Annotated in this window: 19 protein-coding genes; 7 read left to right on the top strand and 12 right to left on the bottom strand. The window is 71.4% G+C overall.

Features of this window, described 5'->3' with window-relative positions:
- Positions 1-36 precede the first annotated feature (36 nt).
- From ACFV9T_RS35830 to ACFV9T_RS35850, 5 genes are read left to right on the top strand one after another with little or no spacing between them, the layout of a single operon-like run.
- On the top strand, positions 37-879 hold the full coding sequence (locus ACFV9T_RS35830; RefSeq protein WP_385446703.1) for a nitrilase-related carbon-nitrogen hydrolase: 843 nt from the start codon (positions 37-39) through the stop codon (positions 877-879).
- Positions 876-2,189, top strand: coding sequence for an aspartate aminotransferase family protein (locus ACFV9T_RS35835; protein ID WP_385446704.1), 1,314 nt, complete (start codon positions 876-878; stop codon positions 2,187-2,189). The genes ACFV9T_RS35830 and ACFV9T_RS35835 overlap by 4 nt, the downstream gene beginning before the upstream one ends.
- On the top strand, positions 2,189-3,586 hold the full coding sequence (hydA, locus tag ACFV9T_RS35840; protein ID WP_385446705.1) for a dihydropyrimidinase: 1,398 nt from the start codon (positions 2,189-2,191) through the stop codon (positions 3,584-3,586). Before ACFV9T_RS35835 ends, hydA begins: the two co-directional genes overlap by 1 nt.
- Positions 3,587-3,597: 11 nt before the next feature.
- Positions 3,598-4,599 carry a TIGR03842 family LLM class F420-dependent oxidoreductase gene (locus tag ACFV9T_RS35845; protein ID WP_385446706.1) on the top strand — a complete coding sequence of 334 codons (1,002 nt, stop codon included), beginning with the start codon at positions 3,598-3,600 and terminating at the stop codon, positions 4,597-4,599.
- 35 nt (positions 4,600-4,634) lie between these two features.
- Positions 4,635-5,486 carry a putative RNA methyltransferase gene (locus ACFV9T_RS35850; RefSeq protein ID WP_385446707.1) on the top strand — a complete coding sequence of 284 codons (852 nt, stop codon included), beginning with the start codon at positions 4,635-4,637 and terminating at the stop codon, positions 5,484-5,486.
- On the opposite strand, the gene ACFV9T_RS35855 is transcribed toward ACFV9T_RS35850, so the two are convergent.
- Together ACFV9T_RS35855 and ACFV9T_RS35860 are read right to left on the bottom strand one after the other, a co-directional pair.
- Positions 5,446-6,063: a class I SAM-dependent methyltransferase gene (locus tag ACFV9T_RS35855; RefSeq protein ID WP_385446708.1), complete on the bottom strand. Its 618-nt coding sequence runs from the start codon at positions 6,061-6,063 to the stop codon at positions 5,446-5,448. The genes ACFV9T_RS35850 and ACFV9T_RS35855 overlap by 41 nt on opposite strands.
- 49 nt (positions 6,064-6,112) lie before the next feature.
- On the bottom strand, positions 6,113-7,396 hold the full coding sequence (locus ACFV9T_RS35860; protein WP_385446709.1) for an ROK family protein: 1,284 nt from the start codon (positions 7,394-7,396) through the stop codon (positions 6,113-6,115).
- A 173-nt stretch (positions 7,397-7,569) separates the two neighbouring features.
- On the opposite strand from ACFV9T_RS35860, the gene ACFV9T_RS35865 reads away from it, so the two are divergent.
- On the top strand, positions 7,570-8,673 hold the full coding sequence (locus tag ACFV9T_RS35865) for a Gfo/Idh/MocA family protein (RefSeq protein ID WP_385446736.1): 1,104 nt from the start codon (positions 7,570-7,572) through the stop codon (positions 8,671-8,673).
- A gap of 4 nt (positions 8,674-8,677) precedes the next feature.
- A complete protein-coding gene (locus tag ACFV9T_RS35870; RefSeq protein WP_385446710.1) occupies positions 8,678-9,598 on the top strand; it encodes a sugar phosphate isomerase/epimerase family protein in 921 nt (306 codons plus the stop codon).
- A 468-nt stretch (positions 9,599-10,066) separates the two neighbouring features.
- On the opposite strand, the gene ACFV9T_RS35875 is transcribed toward ACFV9T_RS35870, so the two are convergent.
- From ACFV9T_RS35875 to ACFV9T_RS35920, 10 genes are all read right to left on the bottom strand, one after another.
- Positions 10,067-10,507, bottom strand: a complete 441-nt coding sequence (locus ACFV9T_RS35875) for a hypothetical protein (RefSeq protein ID WP_385446711.1) — start codon at positions 10,505-10,507, stop codon at positions 10,067-10,069.
- A gap of 166 nt (positions 10,508-10,673) precedes the next feature.
- On the bottom strand, positions 10,674-11,441 hold the full coding sequence (locus ACFV9T_RS35880; RefSeq protein WP_385446712.1) for an SDR family oxidoreductase: 768 nt from the start codon (positions 11,439-11,441) through the stop codon (positions 10,674-10,676).
- 40 nt (positions 11,442-11,481) lie between these two features.
- Entirely contained in the window at positions 11,482-12,483 is a 1,002-nt protein-coding gene (locus tag ACFV9T_RS35885; protein ID WP_385446713.1) for a sugar-binding transcriptional regulator, read from the bottom strand.
- Between the two features lie 37 nt (positions 12,484-12,520).
- The gene (locus ACFV9T_RS35890) at positions 12,521-14,026 is read right to left on the bottom strand and encodes a sugar ABC transporter ATP-binding protein (RefSeq protein ID WP_385446714.1); all 1,506 of its coding nucleotides are present in this window, start codon (positions 14,024-14,026) and stop codon (positions 12,521-12,523) included.
- Between the two features lie 25 nt (positions 14,027-14,051).
- On the bottom strand, positions 14,052-15,029 hold the full coding sequence (locus ACFV9T_RS35895; RefSeq protein WP_385446715.1) for a sugar ABC transporter substrate-binding protein: 978 nt from the start codon (positions 15,027-15,029) through the stop codon (positions 14,052-14,054).
- 61 nt (positions 15,030-15,090) lie between these two features.
- Entirely contained in the window at positions 15,091-16,113 is a 1,023-nt protein-coding gene (locus ACFV9T_RS35900) for an ABC transporter permease (RefSeq protein WP_385446716.1), read from the bottom strand.
- A gap of 34 nt (positions 16,114-16,147) precedes the next feature.
- Positions 16,148-16,936 (bottom strand): SDR family oxidoreductase, encoded by a 789-nt coding sequence (locus tag ACFV9T_RS35905; RefSeq protein ID WP_385446717.1) that lies wholly within the window; start codon positions 16,934-16,936, stop codon positions 16,148-16,150.
- The gene (locus tag ACFV9T_RS35910) at positions 16,933-18,492 is read right to left on the bottom strand and encodes an FGGY family carbohydrate kinase (protein WP_385446718.1); all 1,560 of its coding nucleotides are present in this window, start codon (positions 18,490-18,492) and stop codon (positions 16,933-16,935) included. Before ACFV9T_RS35910 ends, ACFV9T_RS35905 begins: the two co-directional genes overlap by 4 nt.
- Positions 18,479-19,450 (bottom strand): transketolase family protein, encoded by a 972-nt coding sequence (locus ACFV9T_RS35915; protein WP_385446719.1) that lies wholly within the window; start codon positions 19,448-19,450, stop codon positions 18,479-18,481. Before ACFV9T_RS35915 ends, ACFV9T_RS35910 begins: the two co-directional genes overlap by 14 nt.
- Complete coding sequence (locus ACFV9T_RS35920) at positions 19,447-20,328, bottom strand: transketolase (protein ID WP_385446720.1); 882 nt, start codon at positions 20,326-20,328, stop codon at positions 19,447-19,449. Before ACFV9T_RS35920 ends, ACFV9T_RS35915 begins: the two co-directional genes overlap by 4 nt.
- Positions 20,329-20,409 lie beyond the last annotated feature (81 nt).

Genomic DNA, 20,409 nt, shown 5'->3' on the forward strand with positions numbered 1-20,409 from the left:
GCGAGCCCCCGGAGCACTGCTGTGAAGGAGCTGATCATGGCCAATCTCGTCCGTGCCGCGCTCGTCCAGTGCACCTGGACCGGCGACACCGAATCGATGATCGCGAAGCATGAGGAGTACGCCCGCCAGGCGGCCGCCCAGGGCGCCAAGGTGATCGGCTTCCAGGAGGTGTTCAACGCCCCGTACTTCTGCCAGGTGCAGGAGCCGGAGCACTACCGGTGGGCGGAGCCGGTCCCGGACGGGCCCACGGTGCGGCGGATGCGGGAGCTGGCCCGGGAGACCGGGATGGTGATGGTGGTCCCGGTGTACGAGGTCGAGGGGTCCGGCTTCTACTACAACACCGCCGCCGTGATCGACGCCGACGGCAGCTACCTCGGCAAGTACCGCAAGCACCACATCCCCCAGCTCAAGGGGTTCTGGGAGAAGTACTACTTCAAGCCGGGCAACCTCGGCTGGCCGGTGTTCGACACCGCCGTCGGCAAGGTCGGCGTCTACATCTGCTACGACCGCCACTTCCCGGAGGGCTGGCGCGCCCTGGGGCTGGCCGGTGCGCAGCTCGTCTACAACCCGTCCGCCACCTCCCGAGGACTCTCCTCGCACCTGTGGCAGCTGGAGCAGCCCGCCTCGGCGGTCGCGAACGCGTACTACATCGCGGCGATCAACCGCGTCGGCACCGAGGAGTACGGCGACAACGACTTCTACGGCACCAGCTACTTCGTCGACCCGCGCGGCCAGTTCGTCGGGGACGTGGCCAGCGACAAGGCGGAGGAGCTGATCGTCCGCGACCTCGACTTCGACGTCATCGACGAGGTGCGGCGGCAGTGGGCCTTCTACCGGGACCGCCGCCCCGACGCCTACGACGAACTGGTGCAGCCATGACCACCGGCGACCAGCTGTACGCACGCCACCGGGCCGTCCTCCCGGACTGGCTGGCGCTCTACTACCAACGCCCCATCGAGATCACCCACGGCGAGGGACGCCACGTCTGGGACGCGGACGGCAACCGCTACCTCGACTTCTTCGGCGGCATCCTCACCACCATGACCGCCCACGCGCTGCCCGAGGTCACCAAGGCGATCACCGAGCAGGCGGGCCGCATCCTGCACAGCTCCACGCTCTACCTCGACCGCCCGATGGTCGACCTCGCCGAGCGCGTCGCCCGGCTGTCCGGCATCCCCGACGCGCGGGTCTTCTTCACCACCTCCGGCACCGAGGCCAACGACACGGCGCTGCTGCTCGCCACCACGTACCGCCGCTCCAACCAGATCCTGGCGATGCGCAACAGCTACCACGGCCGGTCGTTCTCGGCGGTCGGCATCACCGGCAACCGCGCCTGGTCGCCGACCAGCATCTCCCCGCTGCAGACGCTGTACGTACACGGCGGGGTGCGGAGCCGGGGGCCGTTCGCTGAGCTGTCGGACGGCGCGTTCATCGCGGCGTGCGTGGCCGACCTCGAAGACCTCCTCGGCCAGGCGCACGGCAACGTGGCCGCGCTGATCGCCGAACCGATCCAGGGCGTGGGCGGCTTCACCTCCCCGCCGGACGGGCTGTTCGCCGCCTTCCGCGAGGTGCTGGACCGGCACGGCATCCTGTGGATCACCGACGAGGTGCAGACCGGCTGGGGCCGCACCGGCGACCACTTCTGGGGCTGGCAGGCCCACGACGCCGCCGGTCCGCCGGACCTCCTCACCTTCGCCAAGGGCATCGGCAACGGCATGTCGATCGGCGGCGTCGTGGCCCGCGCGGAGGTCATGAACTGCCTCGGCGCCAACTCCATCTCCACCTTCGGCGGCAGCCCGGTCACCATGGCCGCCGGGCTCGCCAACCTCAACCACCTCGTCGAGCACGACCTCCAGGGCAACGCCCGCCGCGTCGGCGGACTGCTCATCGAGCGGCTGCGCGCGGCCTGTGCCGGGCTCGACGCCGTACGCGAAGTACGCGGCCGGGGGCTGATGATCGGCGTCGAACTGGTCGAGCCGGGCACCGGCGAGCCGTCCCCCGAGGCCGCCTCGGCCGTCCTGGAGGCCGCCCGCGAACGCGGGCTGCTCCTCGGCAAGGGCGGCGCCCACAACAGCAGCGTCCTGCGCATCGCCCCGCCGCTCAGCCTCACCGTGGCGGAGGCGGATGAGGGCGCGGACATCCTCGAAGCCGCCCTGAACACTACCCAGTCGGGAAGGAGTGCGGGCTGATGCCTCGTACCGTGATCCGCGGCGGGCTCGTCATCACCGCCGCCGATGAGACCCACGCCGACGTCCTGATCGAGGACGAGCGGGTGGTGGCGCTGGCCGCGTCCGACAGCGACATCGCACGCGGCTGGACCGCCGACCGTACGATCGACGCGACCGGCAAGTACGTCATCCCGGGCGGCGTCGATCCGCACACCCACATGGAGATGCCGTTCGGCGGCACCTTCGCCGCCGACACCTTCGAGACCGGCACCCGGGCCGCCGCCTGGGGCGGCACCACCACCATCGTGGACTTCGCCATCCAGACCAAGGGGCACGCCCTGCGGGAAGGGCTGGACGCCTGGCACCTGAAGGCGGGCGGCAACTGCGCCATCGACTACGGCTTCCACATGATCCTCTCCGACGTCGACGAGGGCTCGCTCAAGGAGATGGACCTTCTCGTGGACGAGGGGGTGACCTCGTTCAAGCTCTTCATGGCCTACCCCGGCGTCTTCTACAGCGACGACGGGCAGATCCTGCGCGCCATGCAGCGCGGCGCCGCCAACGGCGGGCTCATCATGATGCACGCCGAGAACGGCATCGCCATCGACGTCCTGGTCGAACAGGCCCTCGCCGAGGGCAAGACCGACCCCCGCTACCACGGCGAGGTCCGCAAGGCGCTGCTGGAGTCCGAGGCCACCCACCGCGCCATCCAGCTGGCGCGGGTGGCCGGGGCGCCGCTGTACGTCGTCCATGTGTCGGCCGAGGAGGCCGTCGCGGAGCTGACGCAGGCGCGCGACAAGGGGCTGCCGGTCTTCGGCGAGACCTGCCCGCAGTATCTGTTCCTGTCCACCGACAACCTCGCCGAGCCGGACTTCGAGGGCGCCAAGTACGTCTGCTCGACACCGCTGCGGCCGCGCGAGCACCAGGCCGCGCTGTGGCGGGGGCTGCGCACCAACGACCTCCAGGTCGTCTCCACCGACCACTGCCCGTTCTGCTTCACCGGGCAGAAGGAGATGGGCCGCGGCGACTTCTCCAAGATCCCCAACGGGATGCCGGGCGTCGAGAACCGCATGGACCTGCTCCACCAGGCCGTCGTGGACGGCCATCTGACCCGCCGCCGCTGGATCGAGATCGCCTGCGCCACCCCGGCCCGGATGTTCGGCCTCTACCCCAAGAAGGGCACCATCGCGCCCGGTTCGGACGCCGACATCGTCATCTACGACCCGGCCGCCGAGCAGACCATCTCCGCCGAGACCCACCACATGAACGTCGACTACTCGGCCTACGAGGGCAAGCAGATCACCGGGCAGGTCGAGACCGTGCTCTCGCGCGGCCTCCCGGTCATCGACGGCCGCGCCTACGCCGGGCGCGCCGGGCACGGCCAGTTCGTCCGCCGCTCCACCTGTCAGTACCTCTAGGGGGCTCGTCCATGGACTTCGGACTCGTACTGCAGACCGATCCGCCCGCCTCGGACGTCGTCGAGCTGATGCGCCGCGCCGAGCGCAACGGCTTCGGCTACGGCTGGACGTTCGACTCCGCCGTGCTCTGGCAGGAGCCGTTCGTCATCTACAGCCGCATCCTGGAACACACCGAGCGGATGACCGTCGGCCCCATGGTCACCAACCCCGGCACCCGCACCTGGGAGGTGACCGCCTCCACCTTCGCCACCCTCAACGACATGTACGGCAACCGCACCGTGTGCGGCATCGGCCGCGGCGACTCCGCGCTGCGGGTCGCGGGCCGCAGACCGAACACCCTGGCCCGGGTCGGTGAGGCCATCGACGCCATCCGCGACCTGGCGGAGGGCCGGGAGGCCGAGGTGGACGGCACCCGGATGCGCATCCCCTGGATCAAGGACGGCCGGTTGCCGGTGTGGATGGCGGCGTACGGGCCCAAGGCGCTCGCCCTCGCCGGGCAGAAGGCCGACGGCTTCATCCTCCAGCTCGCCGACCCTTATCTGACGGAGTGGATGGTCCACGCGGTCCGCACCGCCGCGTCCGACGCGGGCCGCGACCCGGACGCGATCACCATCTGCGTCGCCGCGCCCGCGTACGTCGGGGACGACCTGGCCCACGCCCGGGAGCAGTGCCGTTGGTTCGGCGGCATGGTCGGCAACCACGTCGCCGACCTGGTCTCCCGCTACGGCGACCACTCCGGCGCCATCCCCGAGTCCCTGACCGCGTACATCGCCCAGCGCCAGGGCTACGACTACAGCCACCACGGCCGCGCCGGAAACCCGGACACGGCCTTCGTCCCGGACGACATCGTGGACCGCTTCTGCCTGCTGGGCCCGGCGGAGGCCCATGTGGAGAAGCTGCGCACGCTGCGGGGGCTCGGCGTGGACCAGTTCGCGGTGTACGCGATGCACGACGCGAAGGAGGCGACGATCGACGCGTACGGGAGGGACGTCATTCCCGCGCTGAACGGGTGACCGAGCGGGTGACCGGTCGGCGATAGGCTTGATCCATGCTGAACAGGGTCGTGCGCGCACTCGCCTGCCCCCACTGCGGTGCCGCACTCACCCAGCGGGAACGGGCCCTCCTCTGCTCCGCCGGTCACACCTTCGACCTCGCGAAGCAGGGCTATGTGAACCTGCTGCCGGGCGCGACGAAGCACAGCGCGGACACCCGGGAGATGGTCGACGCGCGCGCCGATTTCCTGGCGGCCGGGCACTACGCGCCCATCGCCGACGCGCTGGTCGCGCTGGCGCGCCGTACGGCCGGGCCCGAGGTGTCCGGCTGCGTCGTCGACATCGGTGGTGGCACCGGCTACTACCACGCGCGGGTCATGGACGCGTTTCCGGACGCCGGGGGAGTGCTGCTCGACATCTCGAAGTTCGCCGCCCGGCGCGCGGCCAAGGCGCATCCGAGGATCGGCGCGGCGGTGGCCGACGCCTGGCAGGAGCTGCCCCTCCAGGACGGCGCCGCCTCGCTGGTGCTGAACACGTTCGCCCCGCGCAACGGCCCGGAGCTGCGGCGGATTCTGGCGCCGGGCGGCGCCCTGCTGGTCGTCACCGCCCGCCCCGGCCACCTCCAGGAGCTGATCGACGCGCTCGGCCTGCTGAGCGTGGACGACCGCAAGGAGTCGCGGCTGACCGACCAGCTCGCCCCGTACTTCACGGTCGCCGGGACCGAGCGGCTGACCCGCACGATGACGCTCGATCACCAGGCGCTGGCCCAGTTGGTCGCCATGGGCCCCAACGCCTGGCACCACGACCCCGAGGACGTCCGGGCCCGGATCCGCGAACTCCCGGACCCGTGCCCGGTCACCCTGTCCGTCACCCTGACCGCGTACCGCCCGCTGGCTTCCGCCAGATGACGCTGTAACGGAACAGCGCGTGGCGGCGGTACCGGGCGCCGGGCAGCGTCCCGGCGGCCAGCGCCCGCATCTGCGGATACGTCACCGGCGGCGGCCACACCGTGGGGGAGGGGTGCTGCCAGTAGCCCTTCACGGCGCGGAGGGCGGTGCCTGCGACGACCCCGCCCAGCACGTACGGCAGATCGCGCGGGGTGTCGCGGGCGAGGCCGACGACGGCGAGGACACCGCCCGGGCGCAGCAGGTCGCGCATGCGGGCCAGCCCGGCGGCGGCGTCCATGTGGTGCAGGGTGGCGACGGACGCGATGACGTCGAACGAGGCCGGTTCGAAGGGGTGGGTGAGGAAGTCCCCGAGGACGTAGTCGATGCCATCGCCCGGGTGCGCGCGGGCCTGGTCAAGGCTGGGGGCGTCGAGGTCGATGCCGGTGACCTGCGGTACGGACCGCCGGAGTTCACGGGCGAGCATGCCCTCGCCGCAGCCGACGTCGAGGGCGTGCCGGGCGCCCTCGGGGACCGCGCGGAGGATGCGGGGGTGGTAATGGATGTTGTGGTTCCATCGCCTGCCGTTCTTCGCCGTCATGCGGCCATTCTGCGGGGCACCGGCTCCCCGGCGGGGGCAAGGGGGCCGGTCAGGATGAACTCGTCGCGGCGGAACGCGCCAGCACGTCGCCGATTCCCTCGGGCGAGAGGACGTGTTCCACGCCGACCACCGTTCCGCCGACGACACCGGCGGACATCCCCAGCACGCTCTGGGTCAGCGACAGTTGACGGGTGGCCAGCGGGAGCGCCCGCCGGTAGACGACACCCCGGATCCTGGCCAGCAGGTCGTCGCTGGCGGCGGCGATGGCGCCGCCGATGACGATCCGCGCCGGGTTGTAGACGTGCACGAGCAGTGCCACCACCTCGCCGATCGTCACCGCGGCCTCGCGGACGACGCGTACGGCCCCGGGGTGGCCGTCGCGGACGAGCCGTGCCAGGTCGGCGGCGCCGCGCGGCCGGTCCTGCTCGGCGAGGCCCGAGTCCTCCCGGCGGAGCCGGGCCGCCATCGCGGTGGCCGAGGCCACGGCCTCGACGCAGCCGATGTTCCCGCAACTGCACACGGTGTCGTCGGCGCCCGGCACCCGTACATGTCCGATGTCGCCCGCCGCCCCCTCCGCGCCCCGGTGCAGTTCGCCGGAGGCCGAGACGAGGCCGCCGCCGATGCCGGTGCCGATCTTGATGAAGAGCAGCGGCGCCTCGCTCTCCGGCAGGGCGCGGGCCTCGCCGAGGGCCATCATGTTCACATCGTTGTCGACGAACGTCCGGCAGCCGAGCCGCTCGGTCAGGGTCCGGCCGACCGGGAAGCCGTCCCAGCCGGGCATGATGGGCGGCCGTACGGGCGTACCGGCGCGCGCGTCGACGGGCCCGGGGAGGCCGACGACGAGGGCGGAGGGCCCGTCGCCCGCCGCCGATTCGGCCAGCATGCCGCGCAGCCGTTCGGTCAGCAGGTCGAGCGTGGCTTCGGGGCCCCGCGCCACGTCCAGCGCGATCTCCTCCTGCGCGACGGGGTTCTGCGCCAGGTCGGCGAGGGCCAGCCGGGCGCTGTGGGCGCCGACGTCGGCCACCGCGACCACCCCGGCGCGGGGGTTGAGCGCCAGCCGCAGCGGCGGGCGGCCCCGGCCGGGCCGGGTGACGGTTCCGCTCTCGGTGACGACCCCGGCGTCGATCATCGTGTCCAGGTGCCGGGTCACCGTGGACCGGGCCAGACCGGTGGCCTTGACCAGGTCGGCACGGCTGTCGGCGAGGCCCGACGCGATGAGCCGGGCCAGCGAGCTGTGGACGGGGCCGCCGGTGTTCTGCGCCCGCAGCCCGGCGACCGACAGCCGGGGTATCGGGCGGGGGTCCGACGTCTGCGCTCCCATGACCGTTCCCATGGCCGGTCACCGTACAGCAATTCCGGCCGCTTTTATGACTCACAAGATGCCGAATTCCATGCCTTGTGAGGCGCTAATCGCCGTCTTAGGCTCACCGCCGTACGACGTCACGGGAGGCTGTCATCACATCTCCACCGCACGGCACAGCAACCGGCACAGCAATCGGCACCGCCATCGTCGGCGCCGGGATGATCGGCGCGATCCACCGCAGGGCCGCAGTGCTCGCCGGTGCCCGGATCACCGGCGTCCTGGCCTCCACACCCCCACGGTCCGAGCGGGTGGCCGCGGAGTGGCAGGTCCCCGCCTACCCGTCCTTGGACGCGCTCCTCGAAGATGACTCCGTGGACGTGGTCCACATCTGCTCGCCCAACGCCACCCACGCGCCCTACGCGCTGCGCGCGCTCGCCGCCGGGAAGCATGTGGTGTGCGAGAAACCCCTCGCGGTCTCCGTCGCGGAGGCGGAGCGCATGGCGGAGACGGCCCGCAGCGGCGGGCTGGTGGCCGCCGTCCCGTTCGTCTACCGCTACCACCCCCTGGTCCGGGAGATCCGGGCGCGCCGGATCGACGGCGAGTTCGGCGGCTGGCATCTGATCCACGGCAGCTACCTGCAGGACTGGATGCTCTCGCCGCAGGCGTCCGGCTGGCGCGTGGACCCGGTGGCCGGAGGCCCGTCCCGTGCCTTCGCGGACATCGGCTCCCACTGGTGCGACCTGGTCGAGTGGGTGTCGGGCGAACGGTTCGCCGAGGTCGTCGCCTCGACGTCGATCGCCGTGGACAAGCGGCCCGCCGCCGGTGCGCGCACCTTCTCGGCCGACTCCCCGGACCCGTCGTCGGCGGAGTACATGGACGTCCGTACCGAGGACTGCGCCGCACTGCTGCTGCGCACCGCCTCCGGCGTCCTGGCGTCCACCACCGTCTCCCAGGTCTCCGCCGGGCGGAAGAACCGGCTGTGGTTCGAGCTGGACGGCGCGCGGGCCAGCGCGGTCTTCGACCAGGAGAACCCGGAGACCATCTGGCTGGGCGGCGAGGACGGCGCCCGGCTCATCAGCCGCGATCCCGGCCACGGCTCGGCCGAACAGCGGCGTCTGTCGGTGCTGCCCCCGGGCCACGCCCAGGGGTACGCGGAATGCTTCGCGGCGTTCGTCGCCGACACGTACGCCGCGATCGGCGGCGACCGGCCGGAGGGCCTGCCGACGTTCGACGACGGACTGCGCGCCGCCCGCATCACCGAGGCGGTTCTCCGATCCTCCCGTAACAGCTCGTGGACAGAGGTGTGAACGCATGAAACTCGGGTTCCTGACGGCCTGTCTCCCCGGCTGGTCCCTCCCGCGCATCGCGGAGTGGGCCAGCGGCAACGGCTACGAGGCGCTGGAGGTCGCCGTCTGGCCGAGGACCGGCGGTCGCGACTTCGAGGCGAGCCATCTGCCGGTCGCCGACTTCTCGGCGGAGCACGCGGAGGAGACGCTCGCGCTGTTCGCCAAGCACGGTCTCGACCTGTCCGCGCTCGCCTACTACGAGAACCAGCTGCACCCCGACCCGGAGCGCCGGGCGGAGATCCGTACCCACTTCAAGCACGCGGTGGACGCGGCCTCGGCGCTCGGGGTTCGTTACGTCGGCACGTTCATCGGCCGGGACTGGACCAAGCCCGTCGCGGACAACCTCAGGGAAGCCGAGCGGATCTTCCCCGAGCTGGTCGACTACGCGGGCGAGCGCGGTGTGAAGGTCATCATCGAGAACTGCGTCATGGAGGGCTGGCACCCCGACGGCTACCCGGGCAACCTGGCCTACTCCCCGGAGCTGTGGGAGTGGATGTTCTCGCTGGACCTCTACCTCAACTGGGACCCCTCGCACCTCACCTGGATCGGCATCGACCCGGTGAAGACCATCGCGCCCTACATCGACCGCATCGTGCACGCCCAGGCCAAGGACGTCGAGCTGGGCAGCGGCGACCTCGACCGGTACGGCTTCTTCGGCAAGGCCGTGGACCGCCCCGACCCCTGGGACAACGGCTGGTGGCGCTACCGGGTGCCGGGGCTCGGCCAGGTCGACTGGGCGCGCGTCGTGGACCGCCTCTACGAGCACGGCTTCACCGGGACGCTCTCCGTGGAGCACGAGGACCCGGTCTGGGGCGGCACCGACGAGAAGGTCGTCCAAGGACTGCGCATTGCCCACCGCACCCTGCGCCCCCTGATCATCGACTGAGCACGCGCCCCCTCCGAGAGGAGCACCATGGTCCGCCTCGCGGAGATCGGCTTCCGCTACGTCGAGCCCTACGGCCTCGGGGCCGCGGCCAAGAGCGCCGCGGACCGGCTGGCGGCGTTCACGGACGCCATGAACGCCGCCGGGCAGGCCTTAGCCGGTGCCGGGCTGCGGCTGGGCTACCACAACCATGACTTCGAATGGGCGACGCTGCCCGACGGACGCAGCGCCGTGTCCGTCCACCTCAAGGACGGCCCCGCGCGCCGCGGCGAGCCGCAGACCCCGCTCGGCACCGGCGACATCGCTGGGTCTGAATCCCCGAGGCGGCCTGCGGGCCATTACACCGGGGTTTCCGGCCGCGCGCCATTGAAGGCCTCTTCGGGCATTCGGAATGGGGAGGTCGAGTTCAGGGAGCGGTATCCCTTGCTTCGAAGGTCCCCGATCTCGCCGGAGAGACTGGGGCCTTCGGATTCAGCTCGCGCTCGGCGGGGTCTGGGCCGCCTTCTTCGCGGGGCGGCCGCGCTTCTTGGCGGTGGGCGCCTCCGCCGGCCTCGACACCGCCGCGAAGGGCTGGAGCGCCTCCTGAAGAGCCTTCAGGGAATCCGGCCCCAGGTCCACGGCCCGGCGCTCCGCCGTCAGGGACGGCCGTACGGCGATGGTGTTGCTGCCGTCCTCGTTCTTCTCCCCGGTTTCGTACTCCTCGTCGATCCAGGTGGGAACGAGAATCTCCACCGAATGCACATCCGAGATGACATCCGAGATGACATCAGGGTCGAGATCGCACTGAATAACCGTACGTCCGTAGATTCGTGTTTCGACCGTCTGTCCGTTGACGACAACCGACGTGACGGTTTCCTGAACCCCTTCCTCATCCTTCTGGGTTTCCGGAACCTGAACAAAGCGAACTGCCACTGCTTCCCCTTTTCTTGGAACCGCTCAAATTCTAGCGGGGCAGCCGCTGTTGGCGCCAATCCGGAAATGCGGAAAGCCCCTTCCGGACGGAGGGGGCTTTTCCGGCGCACACGGCTGGAAATGCGTGAACGCGGTCTCAGGCGCAGTCGTTGCGGGAGCCCCCCGCCTACCAGCAGGTGACCCCGCCGTCCACCAGCAGATCCGCACCGGTGACGAAGCTCGCCGCGTCGCTCAGCAGGAACACGGTCGGGCCCACCATCTCGTCCACCGTCGCCATGCGGCCCAGCGGGGTGTCCGCCTCGAACTGGGCGACACGTTCGGCCACTTCGGGGCGCAGGTTCATCGGCGTGGCCGTATAGCCGGGGCTCACGCTGTTGACCCGGACGCCGCGGGTGCACCACTCCGTGGCCAGGCTCTTCGTCAGGTGCATCACGGCCGCCTTGGAGGCGTTGTAGTGGGCCTGGGTCAGCCCCCGGTTGGCGATGGTGCCCGACATGGAGGCGATGTTCACGATGGCGCCGCCACCGTTGCGCAGCAGCGCCCGGCCCTCGGCCTGGCACGAGAGGAACACACCGGTGAGGTTCACGTCCACCACCCGGCTCCACTGCTCCGGCGGCATGTCCTCGGCCGGGGCGGCGTTGGCGATACCCGCGGCGTTGACCGCGAGCCGGAGGGGCCCCAGGTCGCGTTCGGTCACGGCCACCGCTTCCGCCAGGTCCTCCGCCCGGGTCACATCGGCGGGGAGGGCTACCGCGCGCCGCCCCGCGGCCTCGATCGCCGTGACCGTACCGGCCAGATCGCTGCCCGGCAGGTCCAGGCATCCGACATCGGCTCCCGTCTCGGCGAGCCCGATCGCCAGCCGCCGGCCGATGCCGCTGCCGGCTCCGGTCACCAGGGCCACGCTGTCGTCGAGGCGGAAGGAGGGGACGGGCATGAGGACTCCTTGAGTGAGGCCGCCGCGGCGCTCGTCGCCGCTACGGCGCTTGTCGTTCCGTTCGGTCGGGGCGGCCCGCCAGCCGGCGGGCCACACCCAGGTCGGTGATCAGGACATCGACCCAGCCGCCCAGCACCGCGGCCCGTATCGCCGCGAACTTGCGGTCGCCGCCGGCGACCGCGACGCGGCGCGGCACGGCGCGGTAGACGTCGGGGGTGATACCGATGACGCGGTCGTTCAGCTCGGTGTCGAGCAGGGTGCCGTCCTCGTCGAAGAAGTGCAGGCAGATGTCGCCCACCGCGCCGAGCCCGCGCAGCTGTTGCTGGTCGTCGTCGGAGAAGATGTTGCCGCTGCGGCGCAGCAGCGGTGACGGTTCGAGGCTGCCGATGCCCACGATGGCGATGGTGAGGTTCTTCCACGCCGCGGCCACGGTGCTCACCTTCGGGTCGGCGAGTATGGCGTCCCGGACGGTGGCGTCGGCCACCAGCCCCGGGGCCGACATGAAGACCGGGTCCGCGCCGGTCAACTCGGCGAGCCGCCCCATCAGCCGGGTCGCCTGGACCTGGACCTGCGGATCGCCCACCCCGCCCATCAGCTGGACGACCTCCTCCAGGAACCGCCCGCCCGGCCGGGAGCGCATGGCCTCGACCGCCGCGAGCAGGGTGGCGCTCCACGACGAGATGCCCAGCCGGTCACCCTCCATGAGCGTGGTCTCCAGATAGACCGCGGTCGCCGCGCCGAGCGCCGGGATGACGGAGTCGGCCTCGCCCTCGACGTCGACGACCACCACGTCGCGCAGCCCGTACCGCGCCGCGAGCTCCTCCTCCAGCTCGGCGAAGACCCCCTCGGGCGGCACCACGATGGTGCGCACGATCCCGAGTTTGGCGGCCTGGGTGAGCAGTCTGGAGACGCGCGCCTGGGAGATGTGCAGCTCCTCGGCGATACGCGGCTGCCGCATCCCCTGCTCGTGGTAGAGCCGGGCGATCCGGGTCATCAGCCGCAACTGCTCGTCGCTGGTCGCCATGCGCGTGGTGCGGGTCATGGGGATGCCGGTCCTGTCGCGGTGATTCATAACGGCATCATGCCGTGGCCAGGCGCATGACCGCGGCGTCGGTCGCCTCGGCCGCCGGAAGGATGCCCCGCTGCCGCCCCCGGCTGAGGACGAGCACCCGGTGGGACAGGCCCAGGACCTCGTCGAGGTCGGAGCTGACCACGACGACGGCCATGCCGGACCGGGCCAGGTCCGCGATCACCTCGTAGATCGCGGCGCGCGCACCGACGTCGATGCCGCGGGTCGGCTCGTCCAGGATGACGACCTTGGGCTTGCGCTCCAGCCACTTGGCGATGACGACCTTCTGCTGGTTGCCGCCGGAGAGCGTCCGTACCGGCTGCCCGGCCCGTCCCTTGACGGTCATCAGGCTGATCGCCTCACCGGCGACCGCCGCCACCCGGCGCGGGCTCAGCCAGCCTCGGTGGGAGATGCGGTCGAGGTTGGGCAGAGCCACGTTGTCGCCGATCGACAGGTCCAGGACGGCGCCCTGGCCCTTGCGGTCCTCGGGCACCAGCACCACACCCGCCTCGATGGCGTCCTTGGGCCCGCGCAGCCGCAGGGCCCGGCCCTCGACGGCCACCGTGCCCCCGGTCACCGGATCGACGCCCGCGACGGCCCGCACCAGTTCGGTGCGGCCCGCTCCCACGATGCCCGCGATGCCGAGGATCTCGCCTTCATGGACGCTGAACGACACGTCCTGGAACGAGGGGCCGGCCAGGTTCCGCACCGTGAGCACTTCCCGGGGGCGGGCGGTTCCGGTATCGGGGAAGATGCGCTCGATGCTGCGCCCGACCATCTCCTCCACCAGCTGGACCACCGGCACCTGCGCGGTGTCGTGGGCGGCGACGAGCTGTCCGTCGCGCATCACCACGACGCGGTCGCAGATCCGGGCGATCTCCTCCAGCCGGTGGCTCACATAGACGAACGACATGCCCTCGTCGCGGAGGGCGTCGATCCGCTCGAAGAGGTGATCGGTCTCCTCGCCGCCGAGGGCGGCCGTCGGCTCGTCGAGGATCAGGAGGCGCGCATTGAGGGTCAGCGCCTTGGCGATCTCGACCTGCTGTTGCTCGGCCACCCGCAGGGTGCGCACCAGGCGGGTCGGAGAGATGTCGAGGCCCAGCCGCCGCAGCTGTTCCCGGGCCCGCCGATTCATCTCGCCGCGGTCGATCCGCCCGCCCCGGCGCAGCAGTCGCCCCAGGAACACGTTCTCGGCCACGGACAGGTCCGGCAGCAGGCGCATCTCCTGGTGGATGAGGCCGATGCCGTGGTTGATGGCGTCCCCGGGGGACTTCGGCTCGTACGGCCGTCCCTGCCAGGTCATCTCGCCGGTGTCGGAGGGGAAGGTGCCCGCGATGACGTTGGATACGGTGGACTTGCCCGCGCCGTTCTCGCCGAGCAGCGCCACCACTTCCCCGGGGCGCACCTCCAGGTCGAACCGGTCGAGTGCCTGGGTGACCCCGAACCGCTTGGATATCCCCCGTACGACCAGGCCCGGGGAGGGCTCCGCCGCCGGGTGCCGACTGACGTCTCTCATCGTCGCGTCTCCGCCCTGCCGCCGTTTACGGGTGGGTGTTGATGAACTGGGTGGCCTTCTTCTTGTCCTTGCTGGTCAGAAGGAAAGCGGGCTGCAGCTGTTCGGCCGGGACCTTCTTGCCCTTGATGATGTCCACGGCGGTGTTCACCGACATCCGGCCCATCTTGCGCGTCTGCTGCACCATGGTGGCGTCGATGGTGCCCCGGCGGACGGCCTTGAGCCCGGCGATGTCGCCGTCGAAGCCGACGATGAGGTGCTTCTTCTTCGAGCCGGACGCCTTGACGGCCTGGGCGGCGCCGAGCGCCATCGCGTCGGCCTGACCCCACAGGATGTCGATGCCGGGGTGGGCCTGCAGCATGTCCTGGGCGACGGAGTACGCCTTGTCCTGCGCCCAGTCGGCGGGCTGCTGGGACACCACCTTGATGCCGGGCGCCTTCTTGAGCGCCTGGCCGAACCCCTTCTGCCGGTCCACCTGCGGGGTGGTGCCGATCTGGCCCTGGAGGACGGCGAGCTGCCCCTTGCCGCCGGACTCCTTGGCCACGTAGTCGCCCAGCGTCCGCGCGGCCGCGACGCTGTCGCTGGCGATGAACGACTTGCCGGGCTCGCCGGGTGGGTTGCGGTCCACGGTGACCACGGGGATCTTGGCGCGGTTGGCCGCCTTCACGGGGACGCCCGCCGCCGTGGCACCGGCGGGGATGTAGATGATGGCGCTGACCTGACGGCTGATGAAGTCCTGGATCTGGTTGACCTGGGTGGCCGCGTCGCCGCGGGCGTCCGAGACGACGACCTTGATGCCCTTCTTCTTAGCCTCGGCGGTCACGGACTGCTTGATCTGGTTGAAGAAGTCGGCCTGGAGGTTGGCCACGGCCAGCCCGATGGTGATCTGTTTGCCGTCGGCGGTCTTCGCGCCGTTGCCACCGCGTCCGCAGGCGGTGGCGCTGACGACCATGGTGGCCGCGACTCCGGTGGCTATCACGATGCGTGTCGTCGCTCGTGCCTTCATGGGAACCAACTCCTTGGCTTGTGCCCGGGGGAGATAAAGAGAAGGGGAGAGGGGAGGAGGGTCAGCGCGCTTCGCGGCGGCGGAGCACGTCGAGCATGACGGCCAGCGCGATCACCAGTCCGATGACGATCTGCTGGATGAACGGCGAGACCCCCAGCAGATTGAGGCCGTTGCGCAGGACCCCGATGATCAGCACGCCGAACAGGGTCCCGGTGACCGAGCCGACCCCGCCGCTGAGGCTGGCCCCGCCGATCACCACGGCGGCGATGGTGTCGAGTTCGTAACCGGTGCCCGCGCTCGGCTGGGAGGAGTCCAGGCGCATCGTCAGGAAGATCCCGGCCACGCCCGCCAGCAGGCCGGTCACGGTGTAGACCAGCACGGTCCGCTTCTTGACGTCGATTCCGGCGAGCCGGGCGACCTCGGCACTGCCGCCGATCGCGTAGAGGGCACGGCCTCCGCTCCGGTAGCGCATATACGCCCACCCCGCCACGTACAGCGCGGCGAGCACGGCGGTGCACGCGGTGAAGATGCCGACGTACCGCGTGGTGGACAGGTTGTCGAACCAGTCGGGGAACCCGACGATCTGCTGACCGTCGGTGATGACGTTGGCCAGGCCGCGGGCGATCGACATCATGGCCAGCGTGGCGATGAACGGCGGCAGCTTGGTATAGGTGATGCCGAGTCCGTTGGCGAGCCCGCAGCCGCCCGCGACACCGATCGCGACCACCGCGCTCAGCCACAGCGGCCAGCCCTGGTCGTGCGAGAGCCAGCCGACGACCATGGTCGCGAGGGCCAGCACGGCGCCGACCGAGAGGTCGATGCCGCCCATCACGATGACCGCGGTCATGCCGAGCGCGAGCAGACCGAGGACGGCGGTCTGGTCGACGATGTTGAGCAGATTGCTCTGGGTGAGGAAGTACGGCGTCGCGATGAAGAAGACGACGCACATGGCGAGCAGGCCGAGGGCGGGACCGCGCGATCCGGTGAGGACGCCCGTCACCCAGGACGGCAGCCGGGGGCGGCGGGCGTCCGGGGAAGGTGGTGGTGTGTCAACGGCCGTTGCGGCGTTGCCGGTCGTGCTCATCGAAACCTCCGAGTGGTCTCCGACGTCGTCGGAGCTAGTTCATGAACATCCCGCCGTCGACGTTGATCGTCTGGCCGGTGATGTACTCCGCCTCCGACGAGGCGAGGAAGAGCAGCAGGTTGGCGATGTCGTCATGGGTGCCGGCGCGCCCGAGCGGGATGCCCGCGATCCACTCGGCCATCAGTTCCCCGGGCGCGTAGTCGCCGAGCAGCCCGCCCCACGCGCGGTCGTTGTAGTCCCACATCTCGCTGCCGACGATTCCGGGGCAGTAGGCGTTGACCGTGATCCGGTCCCCGGCCAGCTCCTTGGCCAGGGACTGGGTGAGGCCGACCACCCCGAACTTGCTGGCCGCGTAGTGCGGTGTGTAGACGAACCCCTGCCGCGCCTGTCCCGAGGCCGCGTTGAGGATGCGCCCACCGCGTCCGTACCGCCGCATGGCGGCCGCGGCGGCCTGGGCGCACAGGAAGGTTCCGGTGGTGTTGACGGCGAGGACCTTCTGCCAGTCGTCGTGGGTCAGGTCCTCGAGCCTGCTGATGGTGATGGTGCCCGCGTTGTTGACCAGGACGTCGAGCCGCCCCCAGACGGATTCGGCGAGCGCGAAGGCACGGGCCACGTCCTCGGGGGAGGTGACGTCCGCCCGGACGCCGAGGGTGCGGGTGCCGCTGTCGTCGGCCAGTTCCCGGGCCGTGTCCTCGACGGAGGCGGCCGCGTCCACCAGCAGGACGTTCGCGCCCTCGCCCGCGAACCGGGCGGCGATGCCCAGCCCGATGCCGCGCGCGGCCCCGGTGACCACGACGCCCTGTCCCGCGTATCGCGCTGTCATGACGCTCCTTTGGCGGCCGAGGGTTCGGGGGTGCGGTGCGGTGCGGCGGTGGTCCGCGGCGGTGTTGGGGCCGGGTCGCTGTCGCCGGGCGTGGCCCGGAGGCGGGCGCGCCGTACCGCCGTGTGCCAGTGCGCGACCCTCCGGGCCCGGGCGGCCTCGCCGTCGGACGGCGCGTAGCTCTCGCGGGGGCGGTCCATCCGTTCCAGGGCGTCCCGGTCCCACACCCCGCGGGTCAGCCCCGCGAGGTGGGCGGCGCCCAGCGCCGACAGGTCGCGGGCCAGGGCCCGTTCGACGACGCGCCCGCTGGTGTCGGCCTGCAGCCGCATCAGCACCGGGTTGCCGGTCGGCCCGCCGTCCGCGAGCAGCCGGGTGACGGGGCCGGTTTCCCGTTCGACCGCCGCCACCACGTCCTCGACCTGGAACGCGATCGACTCCAGCGCGGCCCGCGCGAGATGCCCGGCGTGGGTGCCCAGGGTGAGACCGCTGATCAGCCCCACCGCGTTCTCGTCCCACCAGGGGGCGCCGAGCCCACCGAAGGCGGGGACGATGACCACGCCCTCGCTGCTGTCGGCGGCCAGCTCCGCCAGCTCGGCGGGGCCGCGGCCGAGCACGCCCGCCAGCCAGTTCACCGTGGCGCCGGTGGAGCGGACGTTCCCCTCCACCGCCCAGGTCGGGGAGCCGCCGGTCTGCCAGGCGACGGTCAGGCACAGCCCGGAGGAGACCCGGGCCGCGGAGGGGACCACGGCCATCACCGACGACCCGGTCCCGTACGTCGCCTTGACCGTCCCCGGCGCCCAGCCCGCGTGGGCGAACAGCGCCGCGTGGGAGTCGCCGAGCACCGCGGTGACCGGCACCCCGTCGGCCAGTGGCGCCAGTCCGCGGGTGCTGGGGAACGGGCCCTGCGACGGTACGACCTCGGGCAGCACCTCCGGCGGTACGTCGAAGATCTGGGTGAGCCGCCGGTCCCAGGCACATCGGCGCACATCGAGCAGCTGGGTGCGCGCCGCGTTGCCGACCTCGATGAGGTGAGCGCCGCCGAGCTTGAACAGCAGCCAGGAGTCGACCGTGCCCAGGCACAGTTCGCCCGCGGAGGCGCGGCGGCGGTCGGGGTCGTACCGGTCCAGCAGCCAGGCGGCCTTCGGGGCCGAGAACATCGGGTCCAGCGGCAGCCCGCTGACCTCGCGGACCAGCTCCGCACTGGGCACGGCCCGCAGCAGCGCCGGATCGCCCGCGGTGCGCTTGTCCAGCCAGCTCACCAGCGGACTCAGCGGTTCCCCGGTCGCCCGGTCCCACAGCAGCAGCGATTCGCGCTGGGTGCTCAGGCCGATGGCGGCGACGCGCGAGGCGTCCTGGCCGTCGAGGCAGGCGGCTACGGCCCGCCCGCAGCCGGCCCAGATTTCCTCTGCCGACTGTTCGACCCAGCCCGGGGCGGGGGTGGACAGGTCCAGCGGGACGGCGGCGCGGGCGACGATGCCTCCGAACCGGTCGACCAGGATCGCCTTGGTCGCGCTGGTGCCCTGGTCGATGGCGAGGACGAGCGGTTCAGCGGTGCTCATGGGACAGCAGCTCCCGGACGGCGACGGCGATGCCGTCGGCGGTCAGGCCGAAGTGTTCCAGCAGGAAAGAGGCGCTGCCGGTGGGGGCGAACCTCCGGTGCACCCCCAGGATCCGCATGGGCACCGGACGGTTCTGGGCGACGAGGCTGGCCACCGCCGCGCCGAGCCCGCCCGTGGTGGTCGCCTCCTCGGCGGTGACGATGCCGCGGGTCTCGCGGGCGGCGCACAGCACCGCGTCGACGTCCATCGGCTCGACGAAGGTCATGTTCAGCACCCGGACGCCGATGCCCTCGGTGCGCAGCGTCTCGGCGGCGGTGAGCGCCCGGGAGACCATCGTGCCGACGGCCATCACCGTGATGTCGTCCCCGTCGGTCAGCTGGAGGGAGCGCCCGGGGCGGAACGGCGCGTCCTGCGGGGTGACGGCGGGGATCTTGAACCGTGGAATGCGCAGATAGACCGGGCCGTCGTGGGCGGCCGCCCAGCGTACGGCGGCGCGGGTCTGGGCCGGGTCGGCCGGGACCGCGACGGCGAGGTCCGCGATGGCCCGCATCCACGACAGGTCCTCGATCGAGTGGTGGGTGGGCCCCAGCTCCCCGTACGCCATGCCGGGGCTCTGGCCGCACAGGATGACGGGCAGCCCGTTGTAGGCGGCGTCGGTCTTGATCTGCTCGGTGGCCCGGCCGGTGAGGAAGGGGCCCGCCGCGCTCACGAAGGGGATGAGCCCGCCGTTGGCCAGCCCGGCCCCGACACCGACGAGGTCCTGCTCGGCGATGCCGACGTTGATCAGGCGGTGGGGGTACAGCTCCCGGAAGCGCACCAGGTTGCTCGATCCCACCGAGTCGTTGCAGACGGCGACGATGCGCGGGTCCTCGGCGGCGAGGGCGATCAGCTCCTCGGCGAAGGCCTGGCGGCAGTCGTAGGTCTGGGCGGCGTTCTCGGGTATGAGTCCGGCGGTCATCGGCTCAGCTCCTCCAGTGCGGTGCGCACCTGTCCGGCGTCGGGCACCTTGTGGTGCCACTCGACCCGGTCCTCGATGAACGACACGCCCTTGCCCTTGACCGTGTTCGCGATGACGGCGACCGGTCTGCCGGTGGGGGAGGGGCGCAGCGCTGAGAGCAGCTGCGCGTGGTCGTGCCCGTTCACCTCGCGCGTCTCCCAGCCGAAGCTGGTCCACTTCTCCGCCAGCGGCTCCAGGCGCTTGGTCTCCTCGGTGCGGGCGCCCTGCTGGAGGCGGTTGCGGTCGACGATCGCGGTGAGGGAGCCGAGGTCGTAGTGGGCGGCGGTCATGGCCGCCTCCCAGTTGCTGCCCTCCTGCAGCTCGCCGTCGCCGAGGACGACGTACGTGCGGTACGAGCGGTCCGCGAGCCGGGCGGCCAGGGCGCAGCCGACCGCGACGGGGAAGCCGTGGCCCAGCGGTCCGGTGTTGGTCTCGACGCCCGGGACCTTGGTCCGGTTCGGATGGCCGTTGAGCGCGGAGAGCGGGGCCATGAACGTGGACAGCTCGGAGGGCGGGAAGTAGCCGCAGCGGGCGAGCGTGGCGTACAGGGAGGCCGCGCAGTGGCCCTTGCTGAGGATGAACCGGTCGCGGTCGGGGCTGTGGGGCTGGGCGGGATCCACGTCGAGCACCCGCCCGAAGAGGGTGACGAGGATGTCGGTCACCGACAGGTCGCCGCCGATATGGCCGAGTTGCGCCTTGTCGATCATGTGCACCACGGATCGGCGCACTTCGGCGGCCAATTGCTGCAGCTCGCGGACCTGTGCGTGCGGGGATTGGGTGGCGATGCGGTTGCGGCGCGCCCGGAACTGTTCGGCGCCGGCTGGATCTGTGCTGAGCATCTGCACGTCCTTGGAAGTGAATATCTATTCACTAGTGAATTGTGGTGCTCGAAAAGTAGGTCGCGTTTCAGCCATGTGTCA

This window comes from Streptomyces sp. NPDC059850, from assembly GCF_042731515.1.
Taxonomy (GTDB): domain Bacteria; phylum Actinomycetota; class Actinomycetes; order Streptomycetales; family Streptomycetaceae; genus Streptomyces.